General features: G+C 38.6%; 14 protein-coding genes. 9 read left to right on the top strand and 5 right to left on the bottom strand.

The features are described 5' to 3' along the window. Nucleotides 1-242: 242 nt before the first annotated feature. Together KKW16_RS03280 and KKW16_RS03275 are read left to right on the top strand one after the other, a co-directional pair. Entirely contained in the window at nt 243-944 is a 702-nt protein-coding gene (locus KKW16_RS03280) for an MOSC domain-containing protein (protein ID WP_048953771.1), read from the top strand. Between the two features lie 77 nt (nt 945-1021). After that, nucleotides 1022-1165, top strand: coding sequence for a hypothetical protein (locus tag KKW16_RS03275; protein ID WP_048953769.1), 144 nt, complete (start codon nt 1022-1024; stop codon nt 1163-1165). A 79-nt stretch (nt 1166-1244) separates the two neighbouring features. Here the strand turns inward: KKW16_RS03275 and KKW16_RS03270 are convergent, their stop codons facing one another. From KKW16_RS03270 to KKW16_RS03250, 5 genes are all read right to left on the bottom strand, one after another. Continuing rightward, nucleotides 1245-2099 carry a cysteine ABC transporter substrate-binding protein gene (locus tag KKW16_RS03270; protein ID WP_048953767.1) on the bottom strand — a complete coding sequence of 285 codons (855 nt, stop codon included), beginning with the start codon at nt 2097-2099 and terminating at the stop codon, nt 1245-1247. Then, nucleotides 2083-2847 carry an amino acid ABC transporter ATP-binding protein gene (locus KKW16_RS03265; protein WP_065265258.1) on the bottom strand — a complete coding sequence of 255 codons (765 nt, stop codon included), beginning with the start codon at nt 2845-2847 and terminating at the stop codon, nt 2083-2085. Before KKW16_RS03265 ends, KKW16_RS03270 begins: the two co-directional genes overlap by 17 nt. A gap of 9 nt (nt 2848-2856) precedes the next feature. Next, nucleotides 2857-3525, bottom strand: a complete 669-nt coding sequence (locus tag KKW16_RS03260) for an amino acid ABC transporter permease (protein WP_215767918.1) — start codon at nt 3523-3525, stop codon at nt 2857-2859. Beyond that, entirely contained in the window at nt 3515-4174 is a 660-nt protein-coding gene (locus KKW16_RS03255; protein WP_065265256.1) for an amino acid ABC transporter permease, read from the bottom strand. The genes KKW16_RS03260 and KKW16_RS03255 overlap by 11 nt, the downstream gene beginning before the upstream one ends. Before the next feature lie 142 nt (nt 4175-4316). Further along, nucleotides 4317-5348 (bottom strand): branched-chain amino acid aminotransferase, encoded by a 1032-nt coding sequence (locus KKW16_RS03250; RefSeq protein ID WP_005638711.1) that lies wholly within the window; start codon nt 5346-5348, stop codon nt 4317-4319. 475 nt (nt 5349-5823) lie between these two features. On the opposite strand from KKW16_RS03250, the gene KKW16_RS03245 reads away from it, so the two are divergent. The 7 genes from KKW16_RS03245 to cysB all read left to right on the top strand — a co-directional run bounded on the left by KKW16_RS03245 (nt 5824) and on the right by cysB (nt 12737). Next, the gene (locus KKW16_RS03245) at nt 5824-6717 is read left to right on the top strand and encodes a transcriptional regulator GcvA (protein WP_005638709.1); all 894 of its coding nucleotides are present in this window, start codon (nt 5824-5826) and stop codon (nt 6715-6717) included. Further along, on the top strand, nt 6710-7801 hold the full coding sequence (rlmM, locus tag KKW16_RS03240) for a 23S rRNA (cytidine(2498)-2'-O)-methyltransferase RlmM (protein WP_048953759.1): 1092 nt from the start codon (nt 6710-6712) through the stop codon (nt 7799-7801). The genes KKW16_RS03245 and rlmM overlap by 8 nt, the downstream gene beginning before the upstream one ends. Before the next feature lie 35 nt (nt 7802-7836). Beyond that, complete coding sequence (gene sucC / locus KKW16_RS03235; RefSeq protein WP_048953758.1) at nt 7837-9006, top strand: ADP-forming succinate--CoA ligase subunit beta; 1170 nt, start codon at nt 7837-7839, stop codon at nt 9004-9006. Next, complete coding sequence (sucD, locus tag KKW16_RS03230) at nt 9006-9875, top strand: succinate--CoA ligase subunit alpha (RefSeq protein WP_048953757.1); 870 nt, start codon at nt 9006-9008, stop codon at nt 9873-9875. The genes sucC and sucD overlap by 1 nt, the downstream gene beginning before the upstream one ends. A gap of 134 nt (nt 9876-10009) precedes the next feature. Further along, nucleotides 10010-10633 carry an L-threonylcarbamoyladenylate synthase gene (locus tag KKW16_RS03225; protein ID WP_048953756.1) on the top strand — a complete coding sequence of 208 codons (624 nt, stop codon included), beginning with the start codon at nt 10010-10012 and terminating at the stop codon, nt 10631-10633. Nucleotides 10634-10680: 47 nt separating this feature from the next. Beyond that, the gene (gene rluB / locus KKW16_RS03220) at nt 10681-11754 is read left to right on the top strand and encodes a 23S rRNA pseudouridine(2605) synthase RluB (protein WP_048953754.1); all 1074 of its coding nucleotides are present in this window, start codon (nt 10681-10683) and stop codon (nt 11752-11754) included. Nucleotides 11755-11765: 11 nt separating this feature from the next. After that, nucleotides 11766-12737, top strand: coding sequence for an HTH-type transcriptional regulator CysB (gene cysB / locus KKW16_RS03215; RefSeq protein ID WP_048953752.1), 972 nt, complete (start codon nt 11766-11768; stop codon nt 12735-12737). Nucleotides 12738-12781: the final 44 nt, after the last annotated feature.

The following is a 12781-nucleotide window of genomic DNA, read 5'->3' as shown; positions in this document are numbered from 1 at the left end:
CGCATCAAAAATAGTTTCAACATTATCTTCACTTTCTGTGGTATCGGTATTTTAGTAAAAAAGATACGATGGTTGGTTCAGCATACGGATACCAATGGTAATCAAATAACAATAATAAATCTCTAAAGTAAGTGAAGCGCCCGGCAAATGCTGGGCGCTTTTTTATCCGCAATATGTTAAAGAAATGATAGTTCATGATAAAATTTGGGAATAAGGCTTAGATAAAACTTGGAGTAATATAAATGAGCAAAATTTTAGCCGTGAAAGCCGCCAAAGCGAGCGTGCTCACATTATCTGATGGTAAACAAATTACAACGGCTATTCGTAAACATTCGGTATCGCACATTCGGGTTGAGCGTTTGGGCCCTGTTGGGGATGAAGTCGCGAACGTTAAACATCATGGTGGGGTTGATAAAGCTATTTTTTTCAATGGGCAGAAAAGTTTAGAAAAACTGACCGCACTTTTGGCTTTATCGTATGATTATTTACAAGATTCACGTTTTGGTGAAAATTTTGTGGTGTCTGATTTGGATGAAAATAATGTTTGTATTGGTGATCAGTTTCGTATTGGCGAAGCGTTAATTGAAGTTTGCCAACCTCGCAAGCCGTGTAATACGTTATCTCAAAATACGAACGTACCAGAAACACGAAAAGTGGTGGTGGAAACGGGGTTGGTGGGATGGTATGCGCGTGTATTAGAGGCAGGTGAAATTCATCAAGATGATGAACTAGTATTGGTTAAGCGTCCTTATCCAGCATTAACTGTGATGGCAGTGCATGAACTGCTTTCAAAACCAGCCAATACTTTAAATAAAACCTTTTTAGAACAAACCTTACAGTGCAATGTGTTAGCGGAGGGTTATAAAATCACTTTGCGTAAGCAAGCAGATAAACTGGCTCAAGATTCTTCACAAAGTGCCTTTTTTAATACACCTGAATTTTAATGAGGGTAGAAAGTCAGGCAAAGTTTAAATTTATGCTATAATTTTTCCATCATTCAATTTTCAATAAAGGATAAATCATGAAAAAATGGTTGTTAGTGGTCGCGGCTGCATTGGTTGTTTCAGCTTGTGCGAATAAAGATGTATATTTTAATGGGGCGGAAGGTTCGCATTCTGGAATCAAATTTGATAAAAACACACGTCATTGGGGAATGAATCCATAAAGTGCGGTAGGTTTTAGTCCTATTTTCATTCATAAAAAATAAGCGCTGGTTTCCCAGCGCTTATTTTTATTTGCATTTATTATTTATATTGAACCGCAATATCGCTTTCGCTGACGCTATCACCATAAACTGGCAATAATGTTTTTTCATAGGCTTGTTTTAATACGCCTTCTTTAGAAAGTTTTACAATTTCAGTATTTAACCAATTGAGTAAATCTGGCGCATCTTTGCGTACTGCTGGGGCAATAACATCTTGATCGCCAAAACTTTTTACGCCTACTGTGTAGCCTGGATTTTGTTTTGCCCAAGCAAATAAGAAGGTGTTGTCATTAGAAAGTGCATCACCACGTCCGTCACGTAATGCTTCAAAGGTTTCGGTATTTTGTTCAAATTTAAGTAATTTGATGTTGGGATAATTTTTGGTAAAGAAAATATCCGCGGTAGTCCCTTTATCCACAATCAGGGTTTTATCTTTTAATTGTTCAAGGTTTGTGATGACTTCACCATTTTTAGACACCACGCCAAGTGCAACTTTCATATAAGGGTTCGCAAAATCGACCACTTCTTTACGTGCTGCGGTGACAGTAAAATTCGCTAGAATAATATCTACTTTTTTGGAAAGTAAATATTCAGCGCGATTTGCCGCATCTACAAGCACAAATTCCACTTTATTTTCATCGCCTAATAGATCCTTCGTAATCGCTTTACCGATTTCTACATCAAACCCTTGGCTTTTTCCTTGGGCATCCACATAGCCAAATGGCGGTTTATCACTGAATACGCCAATGCGTACTTTGCCTGCTTGTTTGATTTGTTCAATTGCAGAAGCTTGTTTCGTTTCTTTGACCTGTTCTTTATCGTTACAGGCCGATAATCCAAAAGCAAGTGCTGCCGTGGCAAAAAGTGCGGTTAATTTTTTAAATGTTTTCTTCATAGTTTGTCCCTCTTGGTTCATAGTTTAAGATGTTTAAGAATGTTTTCGCCCGATCCGTGGTCGGATTCGTAAAGAAATCTTCAGGCTTGGCTTGTTCGATGATTTGACCTTTATCCATAAATACAATGCGATGTGCGACTTGACGTGCAAAATTCATTTCATGTGTCACAATCAACATTGTCATGCCATCTTTGGCTAGACCTAAAATAACATCGAGTACTTCACGTACCATTTCTGGATCCAATGCAGCGGTCACTTCATCAAATAGAATAATTTCAGGATTCATACATAGGGTGCGCACAATGGCTATGCGTTGCTTTTGCCCACCTGAAAGCTCGCGTGGATAGGCATTTTTACGCTCATATAATCCCACTCGTTTGAGTAATTCATCTGCTTGTTTTTCTGCTTCAGCACGATCGCGTTTTTGTACTTTTAATGGTCCAAGTAGAATGTTGTCGATCACCGATAAATGAGCAAATAATTCATAACTTTGAAACACCATACCAATACGTTGGCGCGCTTTTACCCAACTAATGTCTTTGCCAAGTAGGCCTGCATTTTGCAGTAGTAATTGACCGCTCTTTATTGGTTCTAAGCCATTTAGTGTGCGTAAAAAAGTGCTTTTCCCACAGCCAGATGGCCCTAAAATTACGACAACTTCCCCTTTTTCAACAGAAAGACTTATTCCTTTTAATGCTTCTACATCGCCATAATTTTTAACAAGATTTTTGATTTCTAGTAATGCCATTTTGGTTCCTTAATTTTCCCAACGCGCTTCTAAATAACGAGAAAATAATGAAAGTGGATAACAAATTACAAAATATAAACAGAAAATTACACCGTATATCCAAAGGGCAGCGGATTGATTAGTGAAAAGAGAATGTTCAATAATTTGTTGGCCAACTTTGATAACTTCAACCACACCAATTAACATGGCAAGTGAACTGGTTTTTATCATACGTGTGAATAAGTTAATCATACTTGGTGTCACTCGTTTTAGGCTTTGAGGAAGTAAAATATAAATGAACGTTTGCAAGGGCGTTAAGCCTAGGGCGTAAGCCGATTCAATTTGGTGTTTTTCAATGGAGGTAAGCGCACCACGCACGAGATCCCCCATTTCTGCAGTTCCCCAAAAAATAAAGACAAGAATACAGACGGTGACACTATCTAAATGGATATCAAACCATTTTGCTAATCCAAAATAGGCAAGAAACAACAACACTAATAATGGGATAAGGCGTACAAATTCAAGATAAAAGCCTGTAATTGCTTTGATAATTTTATTTTTACTTGTCATCAGTACGCCTAAAATAATCCCTAAGAAGCAAGCAAAAAATACTGAAATAAATGCAATTTCAGCGGTAATCCAAAGCCCATGGAGTAAGCGGTTTAATTGGTTACCTTGGAATAATAATTCAAGCCCCATATTTTGCTCTCCGAGTACGTTTTTCTAAATAGCGAATCAAAATTGACATCGGTAATAAAATAATTAGATAAAATACAACCAATAAAAATAAGGACTCATTTGTTTTGTAATCCATACCAATGATTTCTTTTGCAATAAACATTAATTCTGCGACAGCAACTGCGCTAATAACGGAGGTTTCTTTCATTAAAAATAAACAGTTTGCTCCAATAGCTGGCATAGAAATAGCAAAGGCTTGAGGTAAAATCACATATCGGAAAGCTTGAAAAGGTGTTAAACCGATGCTAAGTGCAGATTCTATTTGCCCTTTTGAGACTGCTTCTAATCCCCCTCGAATGGCCTCAGCCATATAGCTCCCACCTAAAAAAGCTAATCCAATCACACCACAAGTGAACCCATCTAATTTAATGCCAACTTTAGATAATCCGAAATAAAGGAAAAACACTTGAATTAAAAGTGGGGTATTACGAGAAAGCTCAATGTAGCTTTTAACTAGCCAACTTAATGATTTTACTTGGTAAGTACTTATCACTGCGCAAATAGTGCCGATAATCAGCGAAAGTAAGATTCCCCAAAAGGAGAGAGCAAGTGTCATTAATGTTGCATCTACAAATCGCGGAAAAACGTTAATGATATAATCCCAGTTCATTTTCTTTTTATGAAAGCATTGTTTGTAAAAAGATAATAAAAGAGATTTTTTATGTTGAGAAAGAATTGAAATGAATGATTTATAGTGAAATGGAATAAGATGAGATAAAGAAAATGCGGTGAAACGTCACCGCACTTATTTATTATTCTACTTTCACAATCCAGCCTTCAGGCGCTTCGACATCACCGAACTGGATGCCTGTGAGCTCTTCATAAAGGCGACGTGTTATTGGGCCAACTTCAGTTTCAGAATAGAACACATGGAATTTACCTTTATGTTGGATTCCTCCAACGGGTGAAATGACTGCTGCAGTACCACAGGCACCAGCTTCAGCAAATTGATCTAGCTGATCGATATAAACATCGCCTTCAATTGCTTCCATACCTAAACGCTCTTTTGCGATATGTAAAAGAGAGTATTTGGTGATACTAGGCAAAATAGATTCTGATTTTGGTGTGATGAATTTATTGTCTTTTGTGATCCCAAAGAAGTTTGCCGCACCGACTTCTTCAATTTTAGTGTGAGTTTTGGGATCTAAATAAATGGCATCAGCAAATTTACGTTCTGGCGTACCTTGTTCCGCCGCTAATACATGTGGCAGAAGGCTTGCAGCGTAGTTACCACCCACTTTTACGCCACCGGTTCCCATTGGTGCAGCGCGATCGTATTCGGTGGTAATAAAGTTAGATGGTGTTAAACCACCTTTGAAATAGGCACCAACTGGGCAGCAGAATACAGAGAAAATAAATTCTGGCGCAGCTTTTACACCAATATTTTCACCCACACCAATTAAAAATGGACGTAAATATAGGGTTGCGCCAGAGCCGTAAGGGCCGACCCATTCTTCGTTTGCTTTCACTACTTCTTTACATGCACGGATAAATAATTCAGTGGGCACCTGTGGCATGAGTAAACGATCTGATGTATGTTGCATGCGTTTTGCATTTTCTTGCGGACGGAATAAGTTGATTGAGCCGTCTTTGCAACGATAAGCTTTTAAGCCTTCAAAGCATTGTTGACCATAGTGCAGTGCGGTAGAACCTTCGTGAATATGCAACGTATTGTCTGTGGTGAGTTTGCCTTCGTCCCATTTGCCATCTTTCCAGTGAGCGATAAAACGGTAATCTGTTTTGATATAACTAAAACCAAGGTTATTCCAGTCTAAGTCTTTCATTTTGCTTCCTTAATTTATTTTTATGAATGAAATAGGGGTTAATCTACATCATTATTATGGGAATTTGAATCTTAAATTTTCAAAATTGGTTAATTTTTAGAAAATTAACTAATAATTGTGAAATTTGTGAAGTCGATCAGAAAATCAAGATGTAACTGTGATAGAATCAAGAAGAAAAAAACGCCACTCAAGAAGAGTAGCGTTTAACCAATAAGGTTTAAATATACAGGAAGTAAATGAGTAACTTGATTTTGTTACTCAAGTTCGGTTACCCGAACTATATGCAAACACAACATCATACTTAAGTCCGAAACTCATTAACTAGTAAGGAATTACCAATCATTAAGTATGTTTGTATTGTAAGGAAAAAGGGTAGAAAAGGACAAATGACGTTTTTTTATTTGAAGTATTAGAAAAACTAATCCGAATTAAATCTTGTCTATTATAGACAAAAATTTTATGAATGGAAATACTTATGTATAAACGTTTGCCACCGTTGAATTCGCTAAAAGCTTTTGAGTCAGCTGCTCGCTATTTAAGTTTTACTAAAGCGGCAGATGAGCTTTGTGTGACACAAGCGGCAGTTAGTCATCAAATTAAATTATTAGAAGAGTTCTTAGGAATTGAATTATTTAAGCGAAAGAATCGTTCTTTAGAATTAACAGAGCTTGGAAAAGCTTATTTTGTTGATATTAATAAAATTCTACGTCGTTTAAATGAAGCCACAGAGCGATTGTTAACGTTAAAAACGGATCCGCATTTAAATATTAGTGTGCCACAAACTTTTGGTATCCAATGGCTCGTGCCACATTTAAGTGAATTTAATCAGCTTTATCCGCAAATTGAGGTGCGTTTAACCGGTGTGGATCAAGATGAAGGATTGTTAAATAAAGAAATTGATCTTGCTATTTATTATGGTTTGGGTAATTGGCAGAATCTCCAAGTGGATCGTCTTGGCGGAGAAAATTTATTGATTTTAGCTTCGCCCGAATTGCTAGCGGAAAATCCAATTATTCAGCCTGAAGATTTAAAAAAACACACATTAATTCATATTCATACGCGTGATAATTGGCAAGTGATGGCAAATCATTTACAGTTAGATGATTTAAATATTCAGCAAGGACCGTTATTTAGTCATACATTTATGGCGTTACAGGCGGCTATTCATGGGCAAGGCATTGTATTAGCTAATCGCTTATTAGCCTTGCAAGAAATTGAAAATGGCTCATTAAAAGTGGTATTGCCAACCAATTTGCCTGATCCAAAATCATTTTATGTGGTCAATCATCTTGATCGCCTTGATGACCAAAAAATTCAAGCATTCCGTCAGTGGATTATTAACTCAATTAAGCAAGAAGAAAATGAATAAACTCGCATTATATTGTCGCCCAGGTTTTGAGAAAGAAGTCGCCGCAGAGATCACCGATCAAGCAAGTAATTTAGGTGTATTTGGTTTTACACGAGTACAAGATAATTCGGGCTATGTCATTTTTGAATGTTATCAACCTGATGAGGCAGATCGCCTTGCTCGAGACATTCCTTTTAACCGTTTGATTTTTGCTCGTCAGATGATGGTTATTTCCGATTTATTGGAAGATTTAGATCCCGCTGATCGTATTAGTCCCATTGTGGCGGCGTTTGAAGAATTATCGCAACAAGTTAATTTTGCTCAATCTAGTGAGCTTTTTGTTGAAACTGCAGACACAAATGAAGCGAAAGAGCTTTCCACTTTTTGTCGTAAATTTACCGTTCCTTTACGTCAGGCATTGAAAAAACAAGGTTGGCTTTCGGCAAAGGCGACTCAAAAGTGCGGTCAATTTTTACATTGTTTTTTTGTAAAACCGAATTGCTGCTATGTGGGATATTCTTATGTGGGTAATCATTCCCCCCATTTTATGGGAATCCCTCGTTTAAAATTTCCAGCAGATGCGCCGAGCCGCTCTACGTTAAAACTCGAAGAAGCTATTTTGACTTTTATTCCGCGTAAAGAAGAGAATAAACATTTAAATGAAAATATGATTGGCGTTGATTTAGGGGCTTGTCCTGGCGGTTGGACGTATCAATTAGTCAAACGCGGTTTATTTGTTTATGCAGTTGATCACGGAAAAATGGCGGCGAGTTTGCATGATACGGGGCGCATTGAACATTGCGCGGAAGATGGATTTAAATTTCAGCCTCCCAAAAAGAAAAAAGTGGATTGGTTAGTCTGTGATATGGTGGAACAACCAAGCCGTATTTCGTTATTGATTGGTAAATGGTTGTTGAATGGTTGGTGCCGAGAAACGATCTTCAATTTAAAATTACCCATGAAAAAACGTTATCAAGAAGTGATATTATGTTTAGAAAACTTGGCTGTGATGTTGGCTGAGCAGAATTTAAATTTTGATATTCAAGCAAAACATTTATATCACGATCGTGAAGAAATCACGGTACATATAGCATTAAAACCTTGAGTGAATTGTTTTCATAACCCAAAAGGACGTCGCGAATGAATTTACACGAATACCAAGCAAAACAACTATTTGAGCATTATGGATTACCCGTAAAAAATGGGGCAGTCTGTCAATCTGTTGATGAAGTAGATTTGGTACTGGCTCAACTTTCAGGCGATAAGTGGGCGGCGAAATGCCAAGTTCATGCGGGTGGGCGTGGTAAAGCGGGTGGCGTTAAATTAGTGCACGATGTAGAGGAAGCAAGATCTTTTGCAGAAAAATGGCTAGGACAACGTTTAGTCACTTTTCAAACGGATAAATCGGGTCAGCCAGTAAATCAGATTTATTTTGAAGAAACTTGCGATATTGATAAAGAATTTTACTTAAGTGCCGTTGTTGATCGGGCCTCTCAAAAAGTGGTGTTTATTGCTTCCTCTGCGGGTGGAATGAATATTGAAGAAGTCGCGCAAAATTCACCGCACTTGCTCCACAAAGTCACAATTGATCCTTTATTTGGAGGATTGCCTTATCAAGGGCGTGAATTAGCGTTTAAATTAGGATTAAGTGGTGCGCAAAACAAACAGTTTACCGATATTTTTATGGGATTATCTCAGTTGTTTCTAGAAAAAGATCTATCTTTAGTGGAAGTCAATCCGCTTGTTCTAACTAAACAAGGCAATTTGGTTTGTCTCGATGCCAAAATATCAGTTGATGATAACGCTTTATTTCGTCATAAAGATTTATTGGCACTGCAAGATTTAACTCAAAATGATGCTCGTGAAGCAGAAGCTGAAAAATTCCAGTTAAACTATGTGGCTTTAGAGGGCGACATTGGTTGTATGGTAAACGGGGCAGGGCTTGCAATGGGAACAATGGATATTGTGAAACTCTATGGTGGGAAGCCTGCGAATTTTCTTGATGTCGGTGGTGGTGCAACGAAAGAGCGGGTTGCTGAAGCGTTTAAAATCATTTTAACCGATCCTTCAGTGAAGGTAATTTTAGTAAATATTTTTGGTGGCATTGTTCGTTGTGATTTGATTGCTGAAGGCGTGATTGCTGCAGTAAATGAAGTGGGCGTGAGAGTGCCTGTGGTTGTGCGATTAGAAGGAACAAATGCTGAAATCGGTCGCCAAATTTTAGCGGAAAGCGACGTTAATATTCTTACCGCACACAGTTTACAACAAGCCGCAGAATTAGCTGTGAATGCAGCAAAAGGAGAACACTAATGGCGATTTTAATTGATAAAAATACCAAAGTGATTTGCCAAGGTTTTACTGGTGGACAAGGGACTTTTCATTCTGAACAAGCATTAGCCTACGGAACACAATTAGTTGGTGGCGTATCGCCAAATAAAGGTGGAAGCACTCATCTTGGTTTGCCTGTATTTAATACAGTTCGGGAAGCTGTCGAAAATACGGGGGCAACAGCGACAGTCATTTATGTGCCAGCACCATTTTGTAAAGATGCCATAATTGAAGCCATTGATGCAGGAATTAAGTTAATTGTCTGTATTACTGAGGGCATTCCTACATTGGATATGCTTAAGGTGAAACAAAAATTAAATGAAACAGGCGTTGTAATGATTGGGCCAAATTGCCCAGGTGTGATTACGCCTGATGAGTGTAAAATCGGCATCATGCCCGGACACATACATAAAAAAGGCAAAGTGGGTATTGTTTCTCGTTCTGGTACTTTAACGTATGAAGCGGTAAAACAAACTACAGATGAAGGTTTTGGGCAATCGACTTGTGTGGGTATCGGTGGCGATCCTATTCCAGGTTCTAGTTTTATTGATATTCTCGAAAGATTTCAACAAGATCCTGAAACAGAAGCTATTGTGATGATTGGCGAGATCGGCGGTTCCGCAGAGGAAGACGCGGCAACCTTCATCAAAGATAATGTCACTAAACCCGTGGTAGCCTATATTGCGGGTATCACTGCGCCAAAAGGTAAACGGATGGGACATGCTGGTGCCATTATTAGTGGCGGAAAAGGTACTGCCGCAGAAAAAATTACAACGCTTGAAGCCGCAGGTGTGACCTGTGTAAAAAGTCTCGCTGAAATTGGTGCAGCCTTGAGAAAGGTATTAAAATAATTTCAGAAAATTAACCGCACTTTGGTTTGACAAGGCGTAGATTGACTCTCTACGCCTTTATTTTTATATGCTCGCCATTATAAAGTGAGCGCAAAACTGCTATAATCAGCGCATATTTTTTAAGGAAGAAGCACATGAGCCAATTTTTTTATATCCACTCTGAAAATCCACAAGCGCGCTTGATTAATCAAGCCGTAGAGATTTTACAAAAAGGCGGTGTGGTTGTGTATCCGACGGATTCTGGATATGCCTTGGGTTGTATGATGGGTGATAAACATGCAATGGATCGCATTGTAGCAATTCGTAAATTGCCTGAAGGACATAATTTTACGTTGGTGTGTAGTGATTTATCGGAGCTTTCAACTTACGCAACGGTGAGTAATACCGCTTATCGTTTGATTAAAAATAATACGCCTGGGCGTTATACTTTTATTCTTACTGCAACGAAAGAATTACCGCGCCGTTTAATGACATCAAAACGTAAAACCATTGGTTTACGCGTACCAGATAATAAGATTGCTTTAGATTTACTTTCAGCCTTAGGTGAGCCGATTTTATCTTGTTCGTTAATGTTGCCAGGTGAAGAACATACCACGCAATCTGAGCCTGAGGAAATTCGAGATCGTTTGGAGCACCAAGTCGATTTAATTATTCATGGTGGATATTTAGGACAAGAGCCTACAACAGTGGTGGATTTAACGGAAGAATCGCCAGTGATTTTGCGCGAAGGAAGTGGAAGTACTGCTCCTTTTATTTAACTTATAGACGCTTGTGAAAGCGACCTTTCCATTATTTAAGGAAAACAATGAAACCTAGTCAAAAACAAACTCAAAAACAACCGCACTTTTCCAAAGATTCAGCAAAGAAAAGTGATTTTTCAGCTAAAAATGATGGACGTTCAGTGTCTCGTACTGCTCGCGTAGAAACGGCAAATACGAAAAAAAGTGCGGTTAATTCTGACAATAAATTTTTATCTAAGCCAAAAGCGAAACCTGTTGTAAAAGTTTCGAATCAACCTAAAGCAGAGGGCGAAAAATTACAGAAAGTTTTAGCGCGTGCTGGACAAGGCTCTCGTCGTGAAATTGAAACGATGATTGCCGCTGGCCGAGTGAGCGTAGAGGGGAAAATTGCGACTTTAGGCGATCGTATTGACGTACATTCTGGCGTGAAAGTGCGTATTGATGGCCAAATCATTAATCTTAGCCACGCACAGAAAGAAATTTGCCGTGTGTTAATGTATTACAAACCTGAAGGTGAACTTTGTACTCGTAGTGACCCAGAAGGGCGCGCAACCGTGTTTGATCGTTTGCCGCGTTTAACGGGCTCTCGTTGGATTGCAGTGGGGCGTTTAGATATTAATACATCGGGTTTGTTGCTTTTCACTACTGATGGTGAATTAGCAAATCGCTTAATGCACCCAAGTCGTGAAGTTGAACGTGAATATTCTGTGCGTGTATTTGGTCAAGTGGATGATGCAATGTTAGCGCGTTTACGTAAAGGCGTTCAGCTTGAAGATGGCCCTGCTAATTTTAAAGAAATTAAATTTACAGGCGGTGTGGGTATTAACCAATGGTATGACGTAACTTTGATGGAAGGGCGTAACCGTGAGGTTCGCCGTTTGTGGGAATCACAAGGGATTCAAGTCAGCCGCTTGATTCGTATTCGTTACGGCAATATCAAACTGATGAAAGGTTTACCTCGTGGTGGCTGGGAAGAAATGGATCTTGAAAACGTCAATTACTTGCGTGAACTTGTGGGATTACCGGCTGAAACCGAAACGAAATTAGATATTACACAGCCACGTCGTCGTCCAAAATCAGGACAAATTCGTAAAGCGGTAAAACGTTATTCTGAACTTAGCAAACGTTATAAAAAATAAGGACTTTTTTTATGAAAATGCAGCAACTGCGGTATATTGTTGAGATTGTAAATCAACATTTGAGTGTCACAGAAGCCGCGAATGCGCTTTATACCTCTCAGCCCGGTATAAGTAAGCAAGTGCGTCTGTTAGAGGATGAACTTGGACTTGAGATTTTTGAGCGAAATGGCAAACATATTAAGGCAGTAACACCTGCTGGTAAGAAAATTGTTGCCATTGCGCGTGAATTATTAGTGAAAGCCCAGGGTATTCGTGCGGTAGCAGATGAATATACGCAACCTAATCATGGGGTACTACGTATTGCGACAACGAATACGCAGGCTCGTTATATGCTACCTGCAGTTGTTGAACGTTTTTCTAAACAATATCCAGATGTGAGTTTACATATTCATCAAGGTTCACCAACACAAATTCACGATGCGTTAATGTCCGGTGAGGTGGATCTGGCGATTACAACTGAAGCGCCACATTTGTATGATGATTTAATTCAATTACCTTGTTATTGGTGGAACCGTTCCGTTATTGTAAAACCAGATCACCCTTTAGTTAATGCAGAAAAACTAACGATTGAAGCACTAGGAAAATATCCTCTTGTTACTTACACCTTTGGTTTTACAGGCGTATCCGATCTAGATTATGCTTTTAATAGCGCAGGAATATTGCCTAATATTGTATTTACAGCTACTGATGCGGATGTCATTAAGACCTATGTGCGCTTAGGATTAGGTGTGGGTATTATGGCATCAATGGCGCATACTGAGCTTGATAAAGATCTTATTGCAATTGATGCGAGTCATTTATTTCGTGCCAGTATGACAAATATTGCTTTTAAACATAGTACGTTTTTACGTAATTATATGTATGATTTTATGGAATATTTTTCGCCACACTTAACGCGTCCTGTTGTTGAAAAGGCGGAACATTTGCGTGATAACAATGCCGTGAAGCGATTATTTGAAGGCATTGAATTAGAAGTGAAATAATTTTATTTATATGGTGTAAAGTGCGGTTGAAATTTAATAAGAAT

Source organism: Haemophilus sp. SZY H8, assembly GCF_018829755.1.
GTDB classification, from domain to species: domain Bacteria; phylum Pseudomonadota; class Gammaproteobacteria; order Enterobacterales; family Pasteurellaceae; genus Haemophilus; species Haemophilus haemolyticus_K.
This window is presented reverse-complemented; position numbering and strand designations above follow the sequence as displayed.